We start from the raw sequence: 23,301 nt of genomic DNA on the forward strand, positions 1-23,301 counted from the left end.
ACCCCGGGGGGCGGGGGTGTCGTTCGGGCCGCCCCGGGGCGGGGGCCGCTCAGTCACGGGCGCTTGGGGAAGCGTTCGAACTCGGGACGCCGCTTCTCCTTGAAGGCGTCGCGGCCCTCCTGAGCCTCCTCGGAGCCGTAGAAGAGCAGGTTCGTGTCATGCGCGAGCTGCTGGAGCCCGGCGAGCCCGTCCTCCTCGGCGTGGAAGCTGGCCTTCAACAGCCGCAGGGCGAAGGGCGAGAGCCGCATCATGTCCTGGCACCAGCGCACCGTCTCGGCCTCGAGCTCCTCGAGGGGCACGACCGTGTTCACCAGGCCCCAGTCGAGGGCCTGCTCGGCGCCGTACTGGCGGCACAGGAACCAGATCTCCTTGGCCCGCTTCTGGCCGATCTGGCGGGCGAGCACCGAGGCGCCGAAGCCGCCGTCGAAGGAGCCGACCCGGGGGCCGGTCTGGCCGAAGGTGGCGTTGTCGGCGGCGATGGTGAGGTCGCAGAGCACGTGCAGGACGTGGCCGCCGCCGACGGCGTACCCGGCCACCATGGCGACCACGGGCTTGGGCAGGCGACGGATCTGCACGTGCAGGTCGGTCACCAAGAAGCGACCGACGCCCCGTTGACCCGCGGCATCGTCGCCGACGTAGCCCGAGTCGCCCCGTGCCCGCTGGTCGCCTCCGCTGCAGAACGCGAGGGGCCCCTCGCCGGTGAGCACGACCACGCCGACGTCGGGATCCTCACGGGCCAGGGTGAAGGCGGCGACGAGCTCTTCGATGGTGTGGGGCCGGAAGGCGTTGCGCACCTCGGGGCGGTCGATGGTGACCTTGGCGATGAGCCCGCCCCCGTCACCGTCTGGGAAGGCCGGCGCCGTCTCGTAGCGGATGTCGCTCCACTCACCGGCCGGCTCCCACTCCAGGGCGGGGGCGATGGTGCGAGCGTCGGCAGGGTCAGCCATGGCGGCGAGTCTCGCCCAGGGCGCCTCGCGCCCGCACGTCTGACGGGACGGCCGCGGCGCTAGCCCCGGCCGGAGCTGACGATGCGGCGCAGCACCCGTCGACCGGCATCGGTCTCCTCGCCGCTCTCCGAGCCCGAGGAGGCCGCGGCGGCCACGGCTCGAGCCGCGGCCGGGCTGAGGGCCCCGAGCTGCACGGCCAGCTCCTCCGCCCCCATCGTCAACACCCTCCGAGGTGGGCTCCGGCACGAGATCCACAACGGTCGGCTCCCAGCCGTCCCGCGCCGGCCAGACGACCGACGACAGCAGCAGCTCCAACGGCTCGGCCTCCGGCTCGGTCCCATCGAGCGACGTCCACAGATCCGGTGCGTCGGCGTCGCGAGGAGGCCCGGCGACGAGGACTCCCCCGTCCGGGGCGCCGGAGCCGTTCGCGGCAGCCCAGCTGTCGGAACTGACGTCGCGAGAGAGGGAGCGCAACGACGGGCGGCGCTCGGTTGGGGCGTCGACGGACAGGGGCTCGTGGGCGTCCTCACCGTCCTGTTCGGGCGACGGCTCGGCGGGCAGGTCGTCGCCTCAAGGGATCCGTCTCCATCGGCACCAACCGGGCCGGTGTGAGTGAGCCGGCGTCTCTCCGCGCTCAGCGGGCGGTGAGGGCGGCGACCACCGCGGCCGACATGACCTCGACGGGTGGATCCTCCCCGGTCCAGGCCCGGAAGGCGTGGGCGGCCTGGTGCACCAACATGCCGATGCCGGTGACGGGGACGGCTCCCCGGGCGCGGGCGGCGGCGAGCAGCGGCGTCTCGAGAGGGTCATAGACGAGGTCGGCCACGACCTGGCCGGAGCCGAGGCGGTCGGGGTCGACGGGCAGGCGGGTGTCGGGCCCCATGCCGATGGGGGTGGCGTTGACCACCAGGTCGGCACCCTCGACCGCGTCGGCGGTGACGGTCCGGCCCCGGGAACCGGCCAGGGCGGCGGCCCGCGCCGCGCGCTCGGGGGTGCGGTTCAGCACCCCGACCTCTCGTGCGCCGGCGTCGGCCAGGGCCGCGACCACGGCGCGCGCTGCACCTCCGGCGCCGACGACCACGGTGCGGGCGCCGGTGGGGTCCCAGGCGTGGTCGACCCTCAACGAATCGAGGAAGCCGGCGCCGTCGGTGCTGTCACCCTCGATCTGTGTGCCCCGCCAGGAGACACAGTTCACCGCGCCGAGTCGGTCGGCCCGGGAGGTGACCACATCGACCGCGACTGCGGCGGTCTCCTTGTGCGGCATGGTCACCGACATGCCGGCCAGGCGGAGGCTGCGCATGGCCGCCACCGCCCGGAGAACCTCGCCGTCGGGGACCACCACCGCGAAGTAGCCCCAGTCGAGGCCGAGGGAGGCGAAGGCGGCGTTGTGGATCACCGGGGAGAGGGAGTGCTCGACCGGAGATCCGATCACCCAGCACACCCGGAGCGAGCTCACCCGCGGCGGGCGCGACCCGCACGAGGGGTCAGCCGCACCCGAGGTCCTTCTGCTCGCACTCGTCCTTCTTCACCAGGAACTCGTCGTAGCTGCTGGTGAAGAAGTGCTGGCCCTCGGTCTCGAGGACGTAGTAGAGCTCGTCGCCGGTCGCCGGGTTGAGCGCGGCGTCGAGCGACGCCCGGCTCGGCGCCGCGATGGGCGTGGGCGGCAGGCCGGCGCCGATACGCGTGTTGTAGGGCGAGTCGCTCTCGAAGTCCACCTCACCCCCGGTGCGCTCGGCCTCGTAGCGGCTGGTGGCGTCGATGCCGAGCGGCGTGCCCTCGACGAGGCGGTTGTAGATGACCCGGGCGATGCGCGGCGACTCCTGGGGGTTCCCCGTCTCGCGCTCGATGAGCGAGGCGACGATGAGGATCTCATAGGCGTCGAGAGGGGGGAGGTTGTCGCCGGCGAGGCCTCGGTCGATGCCGGCGGCGACGGCTTGGCGGTCGAGCTCGTCGACCATCCGCCGGATGAGTCCGGCCGGGGTCTGCTGGGGCCCGATCTCATAGGTGGACGGGAAGAGCATGCCCTCCATCGAGGACTGGCCCGGAGGCAGGAAGCGGGAGCGGTTGGCCGGGTCGGCCAGGGCCTCGAGCACGGCGTCGGTCTCGAACCGGCCCACCTGGTCCGAGATGCGCTCGACGACCTGGTCGATCGTCAGGCCCTCGGGCACGGTGAGGTCGGTGATGGCAACCACGGCGGGCTGGCCCCGCAAGACCTCCTCGACCTCTTCGAACGACGAGCTGCGCCGGAACTCATAGGTGCCGGCCTGCAGGTCGATGTCCTTGTCGCGGACCCAGAGCCGGAACAGCGTGGCGTTCGACACCACGTCGGCGTTGCCGAGCAGCGAGCCCAGGTCGGTGAGCCGGGCGCCGTTGGGAACCACCACTTCGACGGCCTCACCCGGCGGCCCGGGGGGGTCGAGCTGGCGCTCGTACCAGCTGCGCCCCCCGATCACGAGGGCCGCGAACATGGCCACGATGAGGCCCAGCACGATGACCACCTTGGGCAGACCGGCCCGGTCCCGCGGCATGTCCACGATCTCGTCGATGGGCTCGGGGGCGCGTGGCACTCTGGACATCACTCCTCGGGGGGACCGTCGGGGTCCGCGATCAGGGTCATCGGCGCACCGCCCTCGAGCCAGGTCTGGAGCAGCACGGCGGCCGCGGCGCGGTCCACCACCCTACGGCGCTCCCGCCCCCCGACCCCGCTCGCGGCCAGCAATCGGTGGGCGGTGACGGTGGTGAGGCGTTCGTCGTGGAGGACGACGGGCACCGGGAGAGCCTGCGCCAGGGCCGACGCTTCGGTCCGCGCCGCGCGGGCGGCCGGACCCGACGAGCCGTCCATGGAGAGGGGGAGGCCGACGACGACGACCTCGATCTCCTCCTCGGCGACGATGGCGGCCAGGCGGCGGCGCGTGGCGGCCCGGTCCCGGGTGGCCGGGATCACGCCGTAGGGGCTGGCGAGCACCCCCCCGGCATCGCAGGTGGCGAGACCGATGCGTACGCTGCCGAGGTCGACGGCCAGTGCTCTCACGGCGTCGAGCACCCCTCACCGCGGGGGCCGCGCCCGGTCATCGAGACCCGAAACTGCCACCCTGGTGCCGCCGAGGGTCCCACCAGGGTCGCCAGAACGAGCTTTGGCTCGTGCTGTCTGGTTCGCTCGCCCCGCTCGCCCCGCTCGCTCACGCCGGAAGGCCGGCGGCCACCCGCGCCTGGGCCAGGGCCTCGTCGAGGCCGTCGGGGTCGCGCCCGCCGGCCACCGCCAGATCTGCTCCCTTGCCGCCGCCGCCACCGACGGTGCGGGCCGCATCGGCGATCAGCTCGCCGGCGTGCAGGCCGCCGTTCGGCGCCACCGCGGCCACCAGGGCCACCCCTCCCCCCTCGGGTGCGGCGCCGAGCACCACGCCCCGGATGTCGGGCTGGTCGCGCACGGCGAGGGCGAGGGTCCGCACCGCGTCGCGGTCGAGGCCGTCGACCCGGGCCACCACCACGCCGTCGACCGCCCGGGCCGCCAAGCCCGAGGCACCACCGGCCGCGGCCCGCGCCTTCAGGCTGCTGACCTCGTCGCGCAGGCCCTTCAGCTCGGCCAGGCGCTTCTCGATGCCCTCGAACACCTCACCGGTCGGGACGCCGACCAGGTCGGCGATGCGGGCCACCCGGGCCTCCTCGGCCCGCAGCCGCTCGATCGGCCCGGTGCCGGTGACGGCCTCGACGCGCCGCAGGTTGGAGCCGATGGAGCCCTCGGAGACGATCTTCATGGGGCCGATGTCGCCGGTGGCCGTGACGTGGGTGCCGCCGCAGAGCTCGGTGGAGTGGCGACCGGCCTCGAGCACCCGCACCATGTCGCCGTACTTCTCGCCGAAGAAGGCGATGGCCCCGATCTCGACCGCCTCCTCCTTGGTCGTCTCGTAGTGCTTCACCGGGTCGTTGACCAGCACGGCGGCGTTCACGAGATCCTCGATGCGGGTGATCTGCTCGAGGGTCAACGGCTCGAAGTGGCTGAAGTCGAAGCGCATTCGTTCGGGGTCGACGAGGGACCCCTGCTGCTTGACGTGGGAGCCCAGCACCTCGTGCAGCGCCCAGTGGAGCAGGTGGGTGCCGGTGTGGTTGCGGCGGATGGCGGCGCGGCGGGCGACATCGAAGGCGGCGGTGACCTCGTCGCCCTCGGAGAGGGTGCCGGAGGAGACCTGGGCCCGGTGGCGGTGCAGGCCCGGCACCGCGTAGGTGGTGTCGACGACATCGGCCGCCCCCGACGGGCCGGTGATCGTGCCGGTGTCGCCGACCTGGCCACCGGACTCGGCGTAGAAGGGCGTCCGGTCGAGGAACACGTCGACCAGCTCGTCCTCGCCCGCCACGGGCACGACCGCCAGGACGCGGGCGACGGAGGACCCCTCGTCGCGACCGGTGAACTCGGTGGGGCCGTGCTCGGCGACGAGGCGCTGGTAGGTCGCCTGCTGGTCGCCCATCTCGGCGCCCTTGTTCCTGCGGCCGCCGGCCTTGGACTGGCGCTTCTGCTCGGCCATGTCGGCCTCGAAGGCGGCCCGGTCGACAGGGTGACCGCGGTCCTCGGCGATCTCGGCGGTGACCTCGTAGGGGAAGCCGTAGGTGTCGTGCAGCGTGAAGGCGACCTTGCCCGAGAGGGCGTCGCCTTCGGCCAGGTCGGCCAGCTCGGCCTCGAGGATGCCGATGCCGTTGCGGAGGGTGCGGCGGAACTGGGCCTCCTCGCGCTCGAGCACGCCCGAGATGACATCGAGCCCGGAGCGGACCTCGGGGTAGGCATCGCCCATGACCTCGGCCACGTGCCCGGCCAGCGACGGCGTGATGGGCGTCTCGACGCCGAGGAGGTAGGCGAAGCGCACCGCTCGCCGGATGATGCGGCGCAGCACGTAGCCGCGCTCCTCGTTGGACGGGATGACGCCGTCGGCGATGAGGAAGGTCATGGTGCGGGCGTGGTCGGCGAGCAGCCGCAGGGCCACGTCGGACTCCTCGGAATCGCCCAGGTGGCGGCCGGTGAGGGCCTCGGCGGCGTCGACGAGGCGGCTGACGGAGTCGGCGGCGTAGAGCGACGGGCTGCCGACGAGCACGCCGAGGATGCGCTCGAAGCCGGCCCCGGTGTCGACGTTGGTCTGGGGCAGGTCGGTGAGCTCGCCGTCGGCGCCGCGGTAGTACTGGGTGAAGACGAGGTTCCAGAACTCGACGAAGCGCTGCTCGGCCTCGGGGTTGGCGGGCCCGCCGTCGGGTCCGTACTCAGGGCCGAAGTCCCAGAAGATCTCCGAGCTGGGACCGCAGGGGCCGATCTCACCCATCTCCCAGAAGTTGTCGGCACCGAGGCGCTGGATGCGCTCGGCCGGGAACCCGACCACCTCGGTCCAGATGCGGAAGGCCTCGTCGTCGCTGGTGTGGATGGTGACCCACATGGGCGCAGGGTCGAGGCCGAGGCGCTCGGTGAGGAACTCCCAGGCCCAGGTGATGGCCTCGGTCTTGAAGTAGTCGCCGAAGCTGAAGTTGCCGAGCATCTCGAAGAACGAGAGGTGGCGGAGCGAGCGGCCGATGGCGTCGAGGTCGTTGTGCTTGCCGCCGGCCCGCACGCACTTCTGGATCGACGTCGCCCGGGGCGGGTCGTAGGGCGCCTTCTCCTCGCCGAGGAAGTAGGGCACGAGGGGCATCATCCCCGAGTTGGTGAACATCGGGGCCGACGGGTGGTGCGGGATCAGCCCGGCCGAGGGCACGGCCGTGTGCTGCTTCTCGGTGAAGAAGTCGGTCCACATCCGGCGCAGGTCATCCGCGTGCATAGGTGTCCCCAAGTGTACGGGCGTGCTCCCGCTCAGCCGTGCCTCTTCCACCGGGCCCGACCGTGTGCAAGGTGGCCATTGGAAGACTGGGTGTAGAGGATGCTGCGTCAGCTCCAGTTCGTGGCCGAGACGACAACAGCTGCGATCTCCCCGACGGAACCAGTGCTCTCGATCATCGGCGCTGCGAGATCGGACTGATCGAGGATCGCATCGAGCTCAGGCGCCCGCTCGAGGTGCCAGTCAAGATCAGACTCCGCGGGTCCAACGTGTCGACGTCGAAGACGAGCCTCGATGACGGTTCGAGGCGCACGAGGCGAACGACGGTGGTGGTCTTGCCGACACCAAAGGTTCCGGTGATGAGCAGCGCCCGATCGATCACCGCTGGATCTTGGCCCACGACACACAACCGTGCTGATCGTCGCGAGGGATCGAAACACGGTCGCAAGGCCGTCCCGGTGGAGCTCCCACCGACCGAGACCGTCAGAGCTCGACGGTGCAGGGATCGATGCCCTTGAGAACCATGGTGCGGGCCACCGAGGCATCAAGGGCCGCCTCGGCGAGGTCGCCGTTCGCCACTGCGCCCTCCAAGTGGTCGAGCAGGCCGCCCACGTCTGTGCCGGCGAAGAGCACCATGTCGACCCCGGCGGCCAGGGCTCGCACGGCGGCCTCGGCGACCCCGAACCGGTCGGTGATGGCGGCCATGGCCGAGAGGTCGTCGGTCATGATCACGCCGGAGAACCCGTAGTCGTCGCGCAGCAGCGCCACCGTGGCCGGGCTGAGCGAGGTGGGCGTGTCGGGCTCGGTGAGGCCGGGGACGTCGAGGTGTCCGAGCATCACGCCGGTGCGGGGCCCGAGCTCGGGCACCAGGGCCTCGTAGGGGACCAGGTCCGAGGACCTCAGGTCGTCGAGCGAGGGGGTGGTGGCCGAGCCGTCGTGGGTGTCACCCGACGACGAGCCGTGGCCCGGGAAGTGCTTGAGCACCGGCGTGACGCCCTCGGCCAGCAGGCCCTCCGCGTAGGCCCGGGAGTAGGCGACCACGACGTCGGGGTCGTTCGACCAGGACCGATCCCCGATGACGGCGCCGTCGGGCTGGTCCGACACGTCGACCACCGGCGCCAGGTCGACGGTGATGCCGTGGGCGGCCATCACCCGGGCCCGACGCTCGGCCAAGGCCCGCACCTCCTCTGCGCTCATCGACGCGGCCATCTCCCGAGCCGAGGGCACCTCGCCGTCGAGGCCCTCGATGCGCTGGACCCGTCCTCCCTCCTCATCGACCGAGACCATCAGCCCGGTCGGTGACGCCGCCCTGAGATCCGTCAGTGCCCCGCTGGTCAGCAGGCCGGTGGGGTTCCCGCCGACGAACAACCCACCGACGTGGTGATCCTCGACCGCCTCGGTCGCCTCGCCCGTCCCCGACGGATCGACGCCCACCATGACCAGCGCGGCCAGTCGGCGGCGCAGGGGCCAATCCGCGATCGCCTCGACCGGCGTGCAGTCACCGGCTGGTGCGGTCGTGGTCGGGGCCTCGCTGGTCGGTGGAGCGGTGGTGGATCCAGGCCCGGTGGTGCCCCCCGACGTGGAGGTGCCGGGTGCAGAGCCGGCCGTCGCGGTGCTCGCCGGGCGCCGCTCGGTGGTGCTCACCGCGGTCGTGGACGGCCCGGGGGCGTCGGACGCTGAGCCCGCGACCGAGGCCCCGTCGGTGGTGGCCCGCTGATCGTCATCACCGATCGTCATCGCCACGACCGCGACCACGACGAGGACCACCACGGCCAGGCCCAGGCCGAGGCGGACGCGCCGGACCTGGTCGGGGGTGGTGGTGGGGCGGGTCTCGCTCACCCGATCAGACTCGCAGATGGCAGCTCCGTCGATGGCCTCCCAGGCGCCGACAGCCTCACGGACGCACCCGGGTGTTGCCCTCGTAGTCGCCCTGGTTGATCCGCTTGGCGTAGCAGTCGTCGCGGCCCCAGCCCTCGCCGTCACACCACGCGTTGACGTCCTCGGCGGTGACGAACGAGGTGCCCAGCACCATCACCCAGTAGTCGTCGAGCTTGAACGACGAGTACGTCGAGCTGTTCACCAGGTTGAGGTCCGGGTACCGGGCCAGCAGGTCGAGGTAGTTGTCGAGGATCTGGCCGTGGTCGGTGTAGTGGATCCCCGTCGTCGGGTCGGTGGTACCGAGGTTCTTGGCACTGAGCTGGGGCACCCACCGGTCGAAGAGGGTCGAGTCGACGTGAGGACGGTCCTCGGCTGCGATGCGCTCCAGCTCTCGCAGGGCCGCGTCGCCAACCAGTTCGGTCGGGACGGCGGGCACGGTGGTGGTCGTAGCCTCGGGCGAGCCCACCTCCCCCGGCGCGGATCGATCGCCGAGGTCCGCTCCCGTCTCGGCGGTGACCAGGGCCGCGGCCGGAGTCGCGGCGGTGTCACCGGTCGGGGTGCAACGGAAGATGTAGCGGAGGTCGAACCCTCCGGCCTGAGCGGTGGCCTCACTGGACGGGAGCGCGAACTGCTCGAGGGCGGCGAGGTTCAGGTCGGCCTCGCCGTCGAACACGAGCTCGATCGCGGCGGTCGAACCGCTGGCGGGAAGGACCACCGGGGACCCGGTCGAGAAGTCGAAGCTCGCCTCGGCGATGGCCTCTGCGCCCGCGAAGATCCCGAAGCGGGCGTCGCCGTCGGAGACCAGCTGGTCGACCGCGCAGGTGGTGGAGATGGCGATGACGACGTGGATCCCGGCACCGTCCTGCCAGACCCGTCGTACCTCGGGACGGTTGCCATCAGCCGGGCACTCGGCGACGACCTCGGCATCGCCGCCGGCGACGACCGTCCCGCCCTCCACCGCATCGACGGGCTCCGACGGGGCGGGAGTCGAGCTGCTCGCCGCAGTGTCGTCTCCGTCGCCGGCCAGCGCCACGATGAGGACGCCTGACACCAGGACCAACGCGATCAACACCGCCAGGCCACCCAGGAGGAGACCGCGCCGACCTCGCGGGCCCGCACCCGTCATCGGCGGCTGTCGGCCGGCGGGCGGCGCAGGCGGCGGGCCGTACCCGGGCGCCGGGAAGGCAGGACCTCGGAAGTCCACCGTGCCCAGAGCCGAGTCTGCCGGGGAGGTCGACCCCGGCCGGCTCCCCCCGGCCGGAGCGGGGGTCCCGCAGCTCGTGCAGAACCGCATCCCCACCTTCAGCCCTTCACCCACGAGCCACACGTCGTCACCCTGGCGCTCCCCTCGTCCTGCGTCGCCGTGGCGCAGGTCTACCCCACCCGGCGCCGGTCGGCTGGTGGGCTACCGACGCGCTCGGCGACATCGGCGTGCATCTCGGCCTCTCGCGAGCGCATGGCGTCGCGGCCTTCGCTGACCGCGTCGCGGACGGTGGGCCCGACCCGGCGAGCGGCATCGGCGGTGCGCTCCTGCACCTTCTCGGGCACGTAGCGCTCGACGACCAGCTTCACGCGCCGTTGCACCCACAGTGAGGACCCGAGGCCGGCCGCGGTGCCGGTCATGAACCAGAACGTGCGCTTGGCCATGGGGCGACGATAGGCCGATCTGCGACGGCCACGGGTGCCGACGGCGCCGGGTCACCGCGACCGTGCGCGAACTGGGCTGCACATCGGTCCCAGGAGGAGCCATGGCGCGCCCCACTTCGGTGCGGGGTCGGACGTCGCGGTCCTCTACTCGCGGCCGCGGAGGCGGCGGGCGGCGCGCTGGGCGCCGGTGGCCGCCGCCGCAGTCTTGATGACCGGCTTCGAGAGGGCCACGTAGGCCACCCTGGAGGCCCCATCGACGCGCGACGAGAGGGCCTCGGCGGCGTCGACGATGGCGCCGACCCGCTCGGTCTCCTCCCCCGCCCGGCGCACGGCGTCGGTGGCCTCGCGGAGGGCCGGCAGTGCCTCGCTTCGCACCTGCTCGAGGGTCGCCGCCAGCTCGCCCACCGTTCGGGCCAAGCGGAGCACCACCACCGTCAGCACCACGACGACCGCCAAGCTGGCGACCGCGGCCAGCACCGCAGCGAGGTCGACGGCGCTCATCGGGACCCGTCGCGTTGGTCCGGGCCAGCGGCGCCGGGGCGGTCAGACGGTGCGGTGGTGCGGACCTCGTGCATGCGGAGGCGGACGTCGGCCTCGTGGCCATGCGCTGATGGCTCGTAGAAGGTGAGCTCCGCGATCTCGTCGGGGAGGTGCTGCTGGGCCACCCAGCCCCGCGGGTCATCGTGAGGGTACGCGTAGCCCATCCCGTGACCGAGGCCCGCCGCGCCCTGGTAGTGGGTGTCGCGCAGGTGGGCGGGCACCCGTCCGGTGGGACCGTCGCGCACCGCGGCGCGCGCGGCGCCGATGGCCATGGTGACCCGGTTCGACTTGGGCGCGGTGGCCAGGTGGATCACGGCCTGGGCCAGGTTGAGCTGGGCCTCGGGCAACCCGACGTGGTCGACGGCGCGCGACGCGGCTTCGGCGACGAGGAGTGACGTGGGGTCGGCCATGCCGATGTCCTCCGATGCGAGGATCACCAGACGGCGGGCGATGAACCGGGCGTCCTCGCCGGCTTCGAGCATGGTGGCCAGCCACCAGATGCCGGCGTCGGGGTCCGAGCCCCGGATGCTCTTGATGAAGGCGCTGATCACGTCGTAGTGCTCGTCGCGCCCGTAGCGCAGGGCGTTCACGCCGAGCGCGGCCTCGATGTCGCCGACCTCGATCCGAGCCCGCGTGCCGCCGCCCGCGTCGCGGGCCCGGCCGAGCGCGAGGGCAACCGCCACCTCGAGGGCCGTCAGGGTCTGGCGGCCGTCGCCACCGGAGCGCAGGATCAGGTGCTCGACGGCGTCAGGCTCGGCTTCGGCCTCCTCGACCTCAAGGCCCCGTCGCACCAGCTCCTGCAGCGACTCGGCTCCCAGCGGCTCGAGGCGGAACAGCGTCGACCGGCTGAGCAGCGGAGGGTTCACCGTGAAGTGGGGGTTCTCGGTGGTGGCCCCGATCAGCACCACCAGGCCCTCCTCGACCGCGGGCAGCAGTGCGTCTTGCTGCGACTTCGAGAAGCGGTGCACCTCGTCGAGGAACAGGATCGTGCCCTGGCCCCGCTCCCCCAGGCGCTGACGGGACCGGGCCAGCACCTCGCGCACGTCCTTCACCGTGGCATCGACGGCCGAGAGCGAGGCGAACTCCTTCTCGGTGGTGCGGGCGACGAGGCGGGCGAGGGTCGTCTTGCCGGTGCCGGCCGGACCCCACAGGATGGCCGAGGAGAGCCGGTCCGCCTCGATCAGGCGCCGCAGGGCCCGACCAGGACCGAGCAGGTGCTCTTGGCCCACCACCTCGTCGAGGGTCGTGGGACGCATCCGGTCGGCCAGCGGCGCCCGTGCCGCCAGCCGCTTCGAGGCGGCTGCGGCGAAGAGGTCGTCGGGCACCCGGCTGAGGGTACCGCCCACCTGCCCGACGGGCGGAGCGGTGGCCTCGGTCGGTTCCTCCGGCCGGCGGGGTCGGACCGGTCGGACGGTGCACCATGGCCCGATCGGGGGATCCGAGCGTCGCGCTGTTTGCGGCGGCGCACAGGTGGAAATAAGTTCGCCGTCGAGCGCGCGATGCGTCCGATGGCTGTGCCGCGTTTGCGTGGCCACCCTTCTCACACCAGGCCGTTGGAGGTCTCCACATGAACGATCGTGTCCGGAAGTTGATGGCCGTGGCGGCCCTCACCGCCCTTCCCCTCGCTGGCCTCGCCTGCTCCGACGACGAGAACGAAGACGAGGACCGCATCGTCGAGGAGACCGAGACCGAGGAAGGCACCGAGACCGAGACCGAGGAGGTCGAGGAGACCGAGACCGAGGAGCCGACCGAGACCGAGGTCGAGACCGAGACCGAGGACGTCGAGACCGAGACCGAAGAGGAGACCGAGGTCGAGACCGAGACCGAGGGCTGACAGACCTGAGCGCGGACCCGTCGGGCGGTCCGCGTCGTCGAGGACTCGCCGCCGCTCCCCGTCGGGGGGCGGCGGCGCTTCTCGTTCCCGTCGCCATCCTGCTCCTGGCGACGGGGCTGCGGGTCGTCCGCCTCGACGAACCCTCTCGCCGCTACTTCGACGAGAAGCACTACGTCGACGACTCCGAGGACTACCTGGACCGCGGCGTCGAGACCGACCGCCCGGCCCACCCCCCGGCGGGCAAGTGGCTCATGGCGGCCTCCCAGGGCGTGGCGGGGCGGGGGCCGTGGGGCTGGCGCCTGGCGTCGGCCGTGGCCGGCGTCGCCACCGTGCTGGCGACCTACCTGATCGGTCGGCGCCTCTTCCGTCCCCGCTGGGCAGGGGCCCTCGCCGCCCTCCTCGTCGCCGTGGACGGCTTGGCCCTGACCATGAGCCGCATCGCCATGCTCGACGGCATCCTGGCCGGGTTCGTGGCCGTGGGTGCGTTGTTCGCGTCGAGAGACACCGCTGTCGCCCATCGCCGGTGGAGATGGACGGCCGGGGCGGCCCTGGGCGTCGCCCTCTCGATCAAGTGGTCCGGCGGGTTCGCGCTGCTGGCGGCCATCGCCCTCGCCGTCGCCGTCGATCGGGCCCGTCATCGGCGAGGGGAGACGGGGTGGCCACGCGCGCTCGCCGTCGACACCCTTCTACCCCTCGTGGTCCTGCCGGCGGTGATCTACCTGGCGTCCTACGCCGGCTGGTTCGCCAACGTCGATCGCACCGAGACGGCACGGGAACGGTGCCCCGACGGCTGCTCGATCACGGATGTCGCGTCAGGCTGGGCGTTCGAGCAGTGGGACATGTGGGACCTGCAGCGTCGCCTCGACCCCACCCACCCCGATCGGTCGTCGCCCGACGCCTGGCTCACGCTGAGCCACCCAGTGCTGTACTACGCCGAGGGGTGTGGCCCTGACCCGTCCCCTGCAGACGGCTGCGCCGTCGCCCCCGGCACCCAGGCGCGGATCGTGGGGGTCGGCAACCCCGCGCTGTGGTGGCCGGCCCTCGCCGCCTACCCCCTGGTGCTGTGGGCTGCCATCCGGCGGCGGGATCCGCAGGCCGGCTTCATCGTCGCCTTCCTGGCGGCTCAGCTCCTGCCCTGGTTCGCGAGCTGGAAGCCGGGCTTCACCTTCTACATGACCCCGGTGGTGCCCTTCGTGGCGCTGGCCCTGGTCCACGCGCTGGTCGGGGCCAGCGACCGGTGGCCCAAGAGCAGGGTCGTCCCGGCGGCCGTTGCCATCGCGGCACTGGGTGTCGCCGTCCACCTCTACCCGATCTGGACCGGCCTCGAGCTCTCGAGGTCGTCGTTGGACGCTCGGCTCTGGTTCGACGGCTGGCGCTGACGGCGACGGTGCCCGACGACGACCCCGCCGACCAGCAGCACGGCGGTGAGACCGGAGATCCACCCGCCGAGGGCCAGCCCGGGCGTCTCGTACCGCAGCGTCACCGTCGAGCGGCCCTCGGGCACCGGGACCGCCTGCACGACCCCGTCGGCTCGCACGACGGGGACCGATCGCCCGTCGACCGTGGCCGTCCACCCCGGCGCCCACGCCTGGCTCACCACCAGCAGGGACGGTCGGTCGGCGGTCACCACGACCGCCGCGGAGGACGGACCCCACCGAACCGCCCCGGCTCGGCCGCTCCGCCCCGGGGCACCGTCCCACGGGCACGCGCGACAACGCTGGTCGACCACGGCCTCACGGCCCGGGTCGAGGTCGGCCTCACCGATGGCCGCGGCGACCGCGTCGGCCCGGGGCGCAGCGCGCGCCCGGCCCACCAGGAAGGCCTCGGGGAGCGTCGGCGACCGCACCACGCGGTGGGCCCGGGGGCCGCCGTCGCCCGAGTCGGCCACCACGGTCACCCGCAGGAGGTCCGGCAGATGGCTGCGCTCGCCGAGCAGGTGCGACGGCTCGACCAGGCGACCCCAGTAGTCGGTGCCGGTGGCGTCCAGGTAGTCGGCGGGTGCGAGTGGATCCATGCCCGTGACCGACCGCATCCCGCTGGCCGCTGACATCCGCGGCGTGTGCGGGCTGGCGGCGAGCGGATCGTCGGCCCAGAGGTAGCGATCGATGCCGTCCGGGGCGTCGGGGACCGGCTCCCAGGGGGCTGGGTCGCGGCCTTCGACCAGGGCGACGGCTCGGTCAGGGTCGGGGCTGGCGGGGCGCCAGCGGAACCACCAGCCGAAGCCGACCACGGCGTCGACCGAGACCAGCGCCACCAGGGCGACGGCGGCGACCGGTCGCCGGTGCACGATGCCGAGCCCGACCGCCGCCACCAGCACCGTCACGACCGACGCGCCGACCACCCACGCCAGGTCGCCTCCCTCCACCCGCCGATCCGCCACCCAGGGCCCGGCGGCGGCGAGACCCGCGGCCACCGTGACGGCGGCGGCGGCGATCCACGTCGGCCGCGACGACGACTCGCCGCGTCGGACCCGGGCGACGCCGACAGCGGCCAGCACCGCCACCAGCAGCTGGGCCCCCAACGTGTACCGGGCCCAGGAGCGCATCTGGCCGAAGAGCGGGAGGGCGTGGACGCCCCGGCTGAGGGGGGTGGAGTCACCCAGGGCGACCAGCACCGACCCGGCGGCGACGAGGAGGAGGGCGAGGAGCCGACGGTCGCGCCGCACCGCAGGGAGTCCGGCTGCGGCCAGCACCAGGGCGGCGACGCCGACGTAGCCGCCCAGCTCCGTCAACGTCCACTCCCCCGCGTACGGCGCCGGCACCGGTCCTTCCGCCCGAGCGTTGCCGTACAGGAAGGGGAAGACCAGCACCAGCAGCCCGCCCGGATCCTGGGAGAAGCTCGTCGCCTGGGCGTGGTCCAGCGCGGTCCGGTCGCTCCCCCGCAGGACCTCCATGACCGGCAGCAGCTGCACCGCGGCCAACGCCGCCCCCGCCGCCAGCATGGCCGCCACCCGGGCCACGGCCCGGAGCATCCGCCGCCACGGGACGCTGAGGACCGTGAAGGCAAGGGTCACGGCGGCGGTGTAGGCCAACATCTGCCCATGGCCGGAGAGGGCAGCCAGGGCGACGACGACGGCGCCCGTCGCCACCCGGGCTGCGCTCCACCTCTCCCGCAACCGGTCGGCGGCCCACAGGCACCACGGCAACCACGCGGCCGTAGCGATCACCGCGAGGTGGCCGAGGTGGGCGAACTGGAAGCCGCAGAGGGCGAACGCGCACCCGCCCACGGCCGCCGCCAGGGCGTCGCCGGTCAGCCGGAGGGCGAGGAGGTGCGCGCCGGTCCCGGCCACGGCCAGGGCCGCCACGACCGCGAGGTTGTGGGCGGAGACGGGCGGAAGGAGGAGGTGGAGGAGGGTGCTGGGACTGAGCGCCGCGGACTGGTGGATGCCGAACAGGGGAGAACCGGCGAAGGTCCCGTGACCCCAGCCCGGGAAGACACCCGCGCGCCACTGGTCGGCCACGGCGACGTGCAGGGGCAGGTAGTAGGTGTGACCGTCGCCGGGAGCCACGAGGCGCCGCCCGCCGAGCGCCTCGAGGAACACCAGCACCGGTGCCGCGATCGGTGCCAACGCCCACCACCGGCGTCGACGACTCCGCTCGTCGGTTCCCGCCGCCCGCATCTCTGCCACCTTCCCCGGTGCTCCGGGGCGAACCAGGGCGACGATCAGCGCCACCCGGGCCCCGGACCGGTCGGCCGCCTTCATCTGGGCCCGCATCGAGCGGTCGTCGAAGGCTCGGTCGACCCGGAGCCCGGCGCGCCGCAGCTCGAGGGCGATGTCGCGTGCCGCCTCGCCCCCGGTGAGGTCGACCACGAAGGCGTCGAGGGCGTCGGCCCGAGGCTCCAGCCAGGTGCGCACACCGTCCACACCCGCCCGACGGACGGGGTCGGCATCCTCGACCACCGGGCTGCGGAAGCGACCGAACCCGGCGGCGCCGACGCTGGCGTCACCTCGTCCGCTCCGGACTGCGAGCTACGGGGTGAAGCGGTCGACCAGGGTCTTGCAGAACGCGGGCAGGTCGTCGGGGTTGCGGCTGCTGATGAGCACGCCGGGCCCGCGCTCGTCGACGACGACCTCCTCGTCGACCCACTCACCGCCGGCGTTGGTGATGTCGGTGGAGAGGCTGGGCCAGCTCGTGAGGCGCCGGTCCTTGACCACGCCGGCGTCGATGAGCGTCCTCTACCCGGCCCGGGCCCGCCGAACCACGCCCCCTCGTGCGAACTGGTAAGGCCACCGGGGGTGCGAGCACCCGGATCCCCGACCAGTTCGAAGGTGGGCGGACTCAGGATCCTTGCCCGGGCATGACCCGGTAGGCCTCGAACACGCTGTCGAGGCCCCGGATGGCGCGCAGCACGGTGTCGAGGTGAGCGGGGTCGCCCAGCTCGACGTCGAAGCGCATCGTGGTCACGCGGTCGGGGCTCGAGCGGGTGTCGCAGGAGAGGATGTTGATGCCGACGTCCGCGAAGGCCGACGACGTGTCGCCCAGCAGGCGGGGCCGGTCGAGGGCCTTGATCTCCACGGCGGCAGTGAAGCTGCCGGCCCCGTCCTCGTCCCACTCGACCTCGATGAGGCGACCGCCCTGACCCTGGGCCAGCGACACCGCGTTGGCGCAGTCGTTGCGGTGCACCGACACCCCCCGACCGCGGGTGACGAAGCCCATGATCTCGTCGCCGGGGACCGGGGTGCAGCACTTGGCCAGGCGGACCATGAGGTCGTCGAGGCCCTCCACGTGGACGCCGATGGTGTCGCGGTCGCTGCGGCCGCGGGGTGTGCGCGCCGTGGTGGGCAGCTGGGTCTCGTGGTCGGGGTCACCGCTGCGGAGGCGGCGGGCGAGGCGGTTGGCCACCGACTGGCCCGACACGTGGTGCTCGCCGATGGCGGCGTGCAACGTGTCGACGTCGGTGTAGTTCATGTCCGCCGCGATGTCGGCCAGCACGCTGCGGGTGACCTCACGGACCGGGAGGCCCTCGCGGCGTAGGGCCTTGCTGAGGTCGTCGCGACCGGTGTCGATGGCGTCCTCGCGCCGCTCCCGGGAGAACCACTGGCGGATCTTGTTCGCCGCCTTGGGCGTCTTGACCATCTGCAGCCAGTCGCGCTTCGGGCCTGCGCCTTGGGTGCGGGACGTGACGACCTCACAGGAGTCGCCCGACGAGAGCGTGTGGTCGAGCGACACGAGCCGCCCGTTGACCTTCGCCCCGGCACAGGAGTGGCCCACCTCGGTGTGCACCGCGTAGGCGAAGTCGATGGGCGTCGCGCCGTGGGCGAGGGTGATGATGCGACCCTTGGGCGTGAAGACGTAGACCTCATCCTGGTCGAGATCGACCTTCAGCTGGTCGTAGAACTGCTGCGGGTCGGAGATCTCCTGCTGCCAGTCGACGATGCGGTTGAGCCACACCATGGCATCGGCGTCGGCCCCCGGCTCCTTGTAGGAGTAGTGCGCGGCCACGCCGACCTCGGCCCGGCCGTGCATCTCCCGGGTGCGGATCTGCACCTCGAGGGGCTTGCCCTGGGGACCCACGACCGTGGTGTGCAGCGACTGGTACAGGTTGAACTTGGGGTGGGCGATGTAGTCCTTGAAGCGGCCCTGGACCGGCGGCCAGGTGGCGTGGATCGAGCCGAGGGCCGCGTAGCAGTCCTTCACCTGGTCGACGAGCACCCGGATGCCCACCAGGTCGAAGATGTCGTCGAAGGCCCGGCCCTTGACGACCATCTTCTCGTAGATGCTCCAGTAGTGCTTGGGCCGGCCGGTGACCTCGGCGTCGATGCGCAGCTCCTTGATGCGGAACCGCACCTCCTCGAGCACCTGGGTCAGGTACAGGTCGCGCTCGGGGGCCCGCATCGACACCATGTGGTCGATCTCGGCGTAGCGCTTGGGGTGCTGGGTGGCGAAGGCGAGGTCCTCGAGCTGCTGGCGGAGGTCCTGCATGCCGAGGCGGTGCGCCAGCGGGGCGTAGACGTCGAGGGTCTCCTGGGCGATGCGCTCCTGCTTCCACGACGGCAGGGCCGCCAGGGTGCGCATGTTGTGCAGCCGGTCCGAGAGCTTGATGATGATGACCCGCAGGTCACGGGCCATGGCGACGAGGACCTTGCGCACCGTGGCGGCCTGCTGGGCCTCCTTGGTGTCGAAGTTCAACCGCTCGATCTTGGTGACGCCGTCGACGAGGTGGCGCACCTGTGAGCCGAACTCCCGCTCGACGTCCGCGAGGCCCATGCCCGTGTCCTCGACGGCGTCGTGGAGGAGGGCGGCGGCGATGGTGACGTCGTCGAGCCCGAACCCGGCGACGATGCGCGCCACCTCGAGGGGGTGGGTGATGTAGGCCTCGCCCGACTTGCGCACCTGGCCAACATGGGCCGCCTTGGCCGTGTCGAAGGCCTTCATGATCATCGCCGTGGAGCCCTTGGGGTGCTGGGCCCGGTAGTCGGCCAGCAGCGGGGCCAGCACCTCGTCGCGGGGCGCGGCCGATCGGCGCCAGGGGAGCACCCGGTCGACGGTCGCCATTCGACCAGTCTGCCGTGACTCCGGCCCGGCCGGCGTCATCGAGCCCGAGCGGCGCACCGGGAGGGTGCGGTCTCCACCTTCTGGCACCATCAGGGACCCCCAGCACGGCGCCACCGCGCCGGGAGCATCAGCGGGTCCCTACGCTACGGGTAGCGGACGAGCGACACCGTGGGGTGCGGAGCGATGACCCGCCGGCCGCCGAGGAAACCCAGCTCGACGAGGAAGGCGAAGGCGGCGACCTCGGCGCCCAGCCGTTCGACGAGTCGGGCCGTGGCCGCGGCGGTGCCACCGGTGGCGATGACGTCGTCGACGACGAGCACCCGCTCGCCGGGGCGCACCGCGTCGCGGTGGATCTCCAAGCGGTCGGTGCCGTACTCGAGGGCGTAGGTCTCGGTCTCGGTCTCCCACGGCAGCTTGCCCGGCTTGCGCACCGGGGCGAAGCCGACCCCGAGGTGCACCGCCACCGCGGCGCCCAGGATGAAGCCCCGGGCCTCGACGCCCACCACCCGGTCGAGCTCCACGCCGTCAAACGGCAGCGCACCGACGAGCCCGGTCACCGCCCGGCGCAGGGCGGCACCGTCACCGAGCAGCGGTGTGATGTCCTTGAACTCGATCCCCGGCGCCGGGAAGTCGGCGACGCCTCGTATGAGCCGGGCGAGGTCGTGGGGGTCCGCGATCGGCGGAGCCCCATCGCTCACCGCTTCTTGCGCTGCTTGCGCGGCCGGGGCGGGTGGGTGCGCGTCGCCGGCGTGAGGCCCTGGGCCTGGGGGCGCGGGCGCGGCGGCACGGGCCCCTTCGGCCGGGCCGGCGCGACGGGGGCGGCGACCTCGCCCTCGGGCGTCTCGTCGTCGGACCTCCCGTCGTCGTTCGTGCCCGGGGCGACCGAGGAGACCGAGGAGGCCGAGCGCGAGCTCCGGCCCGAGCCGGTGCCCTCCGAGAGGCGCTGGCGCAGGGCCCGGTAGCGCGGCTCACGCTCCTTCAGCATGGCCAGCAGCGGCGAGGCGATGAAGATCGACGAGTAGGCGCCCGTCAGCTGGCCGAGGAACAGGGCCAGCCCGAACTCCTGGAGGGTGGTCTGGCCCAGCACCAGCGAGCCCACGACCAGCACGGAGAGGATCGGGATGATGGCGGTGATCTGGGTGTTCAGCGAGCGCATGAGCACCTGGTTGAGCGACAGGTCGACCATCTCGCTGTAGGTCATGCGTGACCCGCTCGAGAGCAGGCGCGTGTTCTCGTCGACGCGATCGAACACGACGATGCCGTCGTAGATCGAGAAGCCCAGGATGGTCAGGATCGCGACCACGGTGGCCGGGGTGACCGGCAGCTGGAGCACGGCGTAGACGCCGACCACCACGATGAGGTCGTGGACGAGGCCGCCGACGATGGCCAGCGCCATCCGGAGCTCGAAGCGGACGGTGATGTAGATGACGATGGCGATCAGGAAGAAGACGAGGGCCCGCAGGGCCTTCTCGGAGATCTCCTGGCCCCACGAGGGGCCAACCTCGTTGACCGCCACCTCGGTGCGTTCGGCGCCAGTGAGGCCGGACAGGGTGTCGATGACCTCGTTGCTGGCCTCGGTGCGCTCGGCGTCGCTGCCCTCGAGCGGCGGGGTCTGCACCCGGAGGGCGTCGCCGACCTCCTGCACGCTGACCTCGGCGAAGCCCAGGCCCTCGATGGCATCCTCGGCGTCGCTGACGGTGACCTCGCCGGCCGGCACCTCCCACTGGCTGCCGCCGGTGAAGTCGATGCCCAGGTTGAGCCCTCCCCGCCCGGCGAAGCCCAGCAGCCCGATGAGGATGACCGCGCCGGAGATCGCGAACCAGCGCCGGGCCCGGGGAACGAACCGGAACTCGGTCTCGCCGTGGTACAGCCGGTTGAGCAGGCCGTTGCGGGGTCCGGCCTGACCCGGTGCGGTGGGGACACTGGTGCTCATGAGGACACCCCCGCAGGGGCAGGGGTCGGGGCCCGACCGTCGGCGCTGCGGCCGAGGCCGCGGGCGACGCCGAAGATGCGGTGCTCGGTGAAGAACCGGCTGCGGGCCAGCAGGGCGACCATGGGCCGGTCGAAGCAGTAGGCCACGAAGAGGTCGAGCACGACCGACAGGCCGAGGAAGAAGGCGAAGCCGCGCACCGCGCCGACGGTGAGGTACCAGAGCAGGACGGCACCCATGAGCGAGGCGATGTCGGCGGTGAGGATGGTGCGGAAGGCCTTCTGGAAGCCCTTCTCGGTCGAGGACCGGACGGTCTTGCCCAGGCGGACCTCGTCCTTCAGGCGTTCGAAGTGCACGACGTAGGAGTCGACCGTGGTGCCCACCGACACCACGATGCCGACCACCCCCGCAAGCGACAGGGTGAGGCCCTGGTTGGCCGACAGCCAACTCACCACCCCGTACATCAGGGCGCCCCAGACGCCGAGGCCGGCGACCACGACGATGCCGAGGGCGCGGTAGTAGACGATCAGGTAGAGGGCCACGGCGACGAGCCCGATGATCCCGGCGAGGATGCCGGCCTCGAGCGAGTCCTCACCGAGGGTCGGCGACACCTGGCGCTCGGCGCTGCGGGTGAACTCGACGGGCAGGGCGCCGTAGCGGAGCACGAGGGCCAGGTCCTTGGCCTCGGACTCGGCGAAGCCGCTCTGGCCGCCGCCGCTGATCTGGAAGTCGTCGTCGGCCAGGTTCTGGCTGTTGACCCCGGGGGCGGACACGACCTCGCTGTCGAGGACGATGGCCAGCTGGCCGTTGCCGCCCCCACCCGTCGGGTCACCGCCTCCGGTGGCCGGGCACGTCGGCGCCCCCGAGAAGCACGCGTTGAACAGCTCGTTGGCGTCGGGACGATCGGCGCCCCGGATGGTGACCGACACGACCCACTGCGAGCCCGTCTGTCCGCCCAGCTCGGCGCGGGACCGGCTGAGGGCCTCGCCCTCGAAGCCGATCGCGCCCATCTGCACGCAGGTGCGGGGCACCTCGTCGTCGTCTTCGTCCACGGTAGGGAGGACCACCGTGTCGGCGGGATCCGCACCCTCGACCGGGGGGGCCTCGGCGGGGGGAACCTCGCCCGGTGGTGCGTCGGTCGGCGGCGCCGTCGTGGGCGCCGACCCGTCGTCGGGCGGCGCGGTCGTAGGCGCCGACCCGTCGTCGGGCGGTGCGGTCGTAGGCGCCGACCCGTCGTCGGGCGGTGCGGTGGTGGTCGCATCGTCGTCGGGGGGTGCGGGCGTGGTGGTGGTCTCGCCCTCCTGGCGGCCGACGAGCGGGCCCGAGGCGCTCTCGCCGTCGACGACGGGCCCGGCGACCGGGGCGGGCCGGGCTGCGGCGCCCTCCTCGTCGGTGGGGGGGTCGTCGGGGGCGGGGTCGTCGGGGGCGGGGTCGGCCGGCGCCGGATCCGTGGGGCCCGCAGGATCACCCGGAGCCGCCGGATCACCAGGGACGGCAGGATCGCCCGGGGCGGCCGGGTCACCCGGAGCCGCCGGATCGCCGGGGACGGCGCCCGCCTCGGCGATGGCCTCCTCGGCCGTGGCGCACGGGTCCTCGCCGCGCGCCGCGGCCTCGGCGTCGAAGGGTAGGCCGGGGATCAGCACGGGGCGGAACTCGAGCTTGGCCGTCTGGCCCACGACCTCCTGGGCCTTCTCGCGATCCTCGACGCCGGGCAGCTCCACGACGACGTTGTCGCCCTGGCGGGTGACCTCGGGCTCGGCCACGCCCAGGCCGTCGATGCGCTGGCGGATGATCTCCATGGCCTGGTCGATGTTCTCGCTCGCCGGGTCGCCCTCGGGCGAGAGCACGACCGAGAACCCACCCTGGAGGTCGAGGCCGAGCTCAGGGGTGGCCTGGTTGACCGAGACGGTGAGCACCGAGGCCAGGGCCAGGCCGAGCACGAGGGTGAGGGCGCCGAGGCCCCGCTTGCGGTAGCGGGTCACCCGGCCCTGGGCATCGAGCAGGCTGAACCCGGCGATCACGACCGCCGCGATGGCCACCGCCAGGGTGATCCAGTCCCAGCTCGAGGCGGCGGCGTCGTCGATGACGATGGTGACCACCCGGGCCACCAGCAGCGCGAGCGTCACCGCGATGGCGATGTAGTGGTTCCGGTAGCGGCGGCGACTCACCGGGCGGCCACCCCGGACGTAGCGAGCGCGCTCCCCGTGCCGAGGGCCCGACCGAGGCCACTGCGGGTCACCGT

18 protein-coding genes and 1 pseudogene are annotated in these 23,301 nt (G+C 72.8%); 2 read left to right on the top strand and 17 right to left on the bottom strand.

The features are described 5' to 3' along the window. Window positions 1–53: 53 nt before the first annotated feature. The 11 genes from menB to VNL12_RS13485 form a co-directional block, all read right to left on the bottom strand. Entirely contained in the window at window positions 54–947 is an 894-nt protein-coding gene (menB, locus tag VNL12_RS13435) for a 1,4-dihydroxy-2-naphthoyl-CoA synthase (RefSeq protein WP_325595388.1), read from the bottom strand. 59 nt (window positions 948–1,006) lie between these two features. Next, window positions 1,007–1,162 (bottom strand): hypothetical protein, encoded by a 156-nt coding sequence (locus tag VNL12_RS13440; RefSeq protein ID WP_325595390.1) that lies wholly within the window; start codon window positions 1,160–1,162, stop codon window positions 1,007–1,009. Window positions 1,163–1,581: 419 nt separating this feature from the next. Continuing rightward, window positions 1,582–2,379 carry a shikimate dehydrogenase gene (gene aroE, locus VNL12_RS13445; protein WP_325595392.1) on the bottom strand — a complete coding sequence of 266 codons (798 nt, stop codon included), beginning with the start codon at window positions 2,377–2,379 and terminating at the stop codon, window positions 1,582–1,584. 52 nt (window positions 2,380–2,431) lie between these two features. After that, window positions 2,432–3,523, bottom strand: coding sequence for an endolytic transglycosylase MltG (mltG, locus tag VNL12_RS13450; protein ID WP_325595394.1), 1,092 nt, complete (start codon window positions 3,521–3,523; stop codon window positions 2,432–2,434). Then, window positions 3,523–3,978: a Holliday junction resolvase RuvX gene (ruvX, locus tag VNL12_RS13455; RefSeq protein ID WP_325595396.1), complete on the bottom strand. Its 456-nt coding sequence runs from the start codon at window positions 3,976–3,978 to the stop codon at window positions 3,523–3,525. The genes mltG and ruvX overlap by 1 nt, the downstream gene beginning before the upstream one ends. Window positions 3,979–4,126: 148 nt before the next feature. Further along, window positions 4,127–6,736, bottom strand: coding sequence for an alanine--tRNA ligase (alaS, locus tag VNL12_RS13460; protein WP_325595398.1), 2,610 nt, complete (start codon window positions 6,734–6,736; stop codon window positions 4,127–4,129). 480 nt (window positions 6,737–7,216) lie between these two features. Then, window positions 7,217–8,572: a glycoside hydrolase family 3 N-terminal domain-containing protein gene (locus VNL12_RS13465; RefSeq protein WP_325595400.1), complete on the bottom strand. Its 1,356-nt coding sequence runs from the start codon at window positions 8,570–8,572 to the stop codon at window positions 7,217–7,219. Window positions 8,573–8,627: 55 nt separating this feature from the next. Continuing rightward, window positions 8,628–9,680: a hypothetical protein gene (locus VNL12_RS13470; RefSeq protein ID WP_325595401.1), complete on the bottom strand. Its 1,053-nt coding sequence runs from the start codon at window positions 9,678–9,680 to the stop codon at window positions 8,628–8,630. A 305-nt stretch (window positions 9,681–9,985) separates the two neighbouring features. Next, complete coding sequence (locus tag VNL12_RS13475; protein ID WP_325595403.1) at window positions 9,986–10,258, bottom strand: hypothetical protein; 273 nt, start codon at window positions 10,256–10,258, stop codon at window positions 9,986–9,988. Between the two features lie 144 nt (window positions 10,259–10,402). After that, window positions 10,403–10,759 carry a DUF948 domain-containing protein gene (locus tag VNL12_RS13480; RefSeq protein WP_325595405.1) on the bottom strand — a complete coding sequence of 119 codons (357 nt, stop codon included), beginning with the start codon at window positions 10,757–10,759 and terminating at the stop codon, window positions 10,403–10,405. Next, a complete protein-coding gene (locus tag VNL12_RS13485; RefSeq protein ID WP_325595407.1) occupies window positions 10,756–12,123 on the bottom strand; it encodes a replication-associated recombination protein A in 1,368 nt (455 codons plus the stop codon). The genes VNL12_RS13480 and VNL12_RS13485 overlap by 4 nt, the downstream gene beginning before the upstream one ends. Before the next feature lie 242 nt (window positions 12,124–12,365). Between VNL12_RS13485 and VNL12_RS13490 the strand changes: the two genes are divergently transcribed. Both VNL12_RS13490 and VNL12_RS13495 read left to right on the top strand, forming a co-directional pair. Next, window positions 12,366–12,632 carry a hypothetical protein gene (locus VNL12_RS13490; protein ID WP_325595445.1) on the top strand — a complete coding sequence of 89 codons (267 nt, stop codon included), beginning with the start codon at window positions 12,366–12,368 and terminating at the stop codon, window positions 12,630–12,632. Between the two features lie 104 nt (window positions 12,633–12,736). Next, on the top strand, window positions 12,737–14,011 hold the full coding sequence (locus VNL12_RS13495; protein ID WP_325595441.1) for a phospholipid carrier-dependent glycosyltransferase: 1,275 nt from the start codon (window positions 12,737–12,739) through the stop codon (window positions 14,009–14,011). Here VNL12_RS13495 and VNL12_RS13500 read toward each other — a convergent pair. From VNL12_RS13500 to secD, 6 genes and pseudogenes are all read right to left on the bottom strand, one after another. Continuing rightward, the gene (locus tag VNL12_RS13500) at window positions 13,936–16,533 is read right to left on the bottom strand and encodes a YfhO family protein (protein ID WP_325595409.1); all 2,598 of its coding nucleotides are present in this window, start codon (window positions 16,531–16,533) and stop codon (window positions 13,936–13,938) included. The two genes, VNL12_RS13495 and VNL12_RS13500, sit on opposite strands and share 76 nt — an antisense overlap. A 69-nt stretch (window positions 16,534–16,602) precedes the next feature. Further along, window positions 16,603–16,806 (bottom strand): annotated as a pseudogene (locus tag VNL12_RS13505) (DJ-1/PfpI family protein); the annotation flags it as partial. Window positions 16,807–16,912: 106 nt separating this feature from the next. Continuing rightward, the gene (locus tag VNL12_RS13510; protein ID WP_325595411.1) at window positions 16,913–19,129 is read right to left on the bottom strand and encodes a bifunctional (p)ppGpp synthetase/guanosine-3',5'-bis(diphosphate) 3'-pyrophosphohydrolase; all 2,217 of its coding nucleotides are present in this window, start codon (window positions 19,127–19,129) and stop codon (window positions 16,913–16,915) included. Window positions 19,130–19,272: 143 nt separating this feature from the next. After that, entirely contained in the window at window positions 19,273–19,827 is a 555-nt protein-coding gene (locus VNL12_RS13515; RefSeq protein ID WP_325595413.1) for an adenine phosphoribosyltransferase, read from the bottom strand. Further along, window positions 19,824–21,062, bottom strand: coding sequence for a protein translocase subunit SecF (gene secF / locus VNL12_RS13520; protein ID WP_325595415.1), 1,239 nt, complete (start codon window positions 21,060–21,062; stop codon window positions 19,824–19,826). The genes VNL12_RS13515 and secF overlap by 4 nt, the downstream gene beginning before the upstream one ends. Continuing rightward, window positions 21,059–23,227 carry a protein translocase subunit SecD gene (gene secD / locus VNL12_RS13525; protein WP_325595417.1) on the bottom strand — a complete coding sequence of 723 codons (2,169 nt, stop codon included), beginning with the start codon at window positions 23,225–23,227 and terminating at the stop codon, window positions 21,059–21,061. The genes secF and secD overlap by 4 nt, the downstream gene beginning before the upstream one ends. Window positions 23,228–23,301 lie beyond the last annotated feature (74 nt).

The organism is Iamia sp., from assembly GCF_035575815.1.
Taxonomy (GTDB): Bacteria; Actinomycetota; Acidimicrobiia; order Acidimicrobiales; family Iamiaceae; genus Iamia.

Coding starts and splice junctions, on each gene's coding strand:
- menB (WP_325595388.1), bottom strand. CDS start 947: ATGGCTGACCCTGCCGACGCTCGCACCATCGCCCCCGCCCTGGAGTGG.
- VNL12_RS13440 (WP_325595390.1), bottom strand. CDS start 1,162: ATGGGGGCGGAGGAGCTGGCCGTGCAGCTCGGGGCCCTCAGCCCGGCC.
- mltG (WP_325595394.1), bottom strand. CDS start 3,523: ATGTCCAGAGTGCCACGCGCCCCCGAGCCCATCGACGAGATCGTGGAC.
- alaS (WP_325595398.1), bottom strand. CDS start 6,736: ATGCACGCGGATGACCTGCGCCGGATGTGGACCGACTTCTTCACCGAG.
- VNL12_RS13475 (WP_325595403.1), bottom strand. CDS start 10,258: ATGGCCAAGCGCACGTTCTGGTTCATGACCGGCACCGCGGCCGGCCTC.
- VNL12_RS13480 (WP_325595405.1), bottom strand. CDS start 10,759: ATGAGCGCCGTCGACCTCGCTGCGGTGCTGGCCGCGGTCGCCAGCTTG.
- VNL12_RS13490 (WP_325595445.1), top strand. CDS start 12,366: ATGAACGATCGTGTCCGGAAGTTGATGGCCGTGGCGGCCCTCACCGCC.
- VNL12_RS13510 (WP_325595411.1), bottom strand. CDS start 19,129: ATGGCGACCGTCGACCGGGTGCTCCCCTGGCGCCGATCGGCCGCGCCC.
- secF (WP_325595415.1), bottom strand. CDS start 21,062: ATGAGCACCAGTGTCCCCACCGCACCGGGTCAGGCCGGACCCCGCAAC.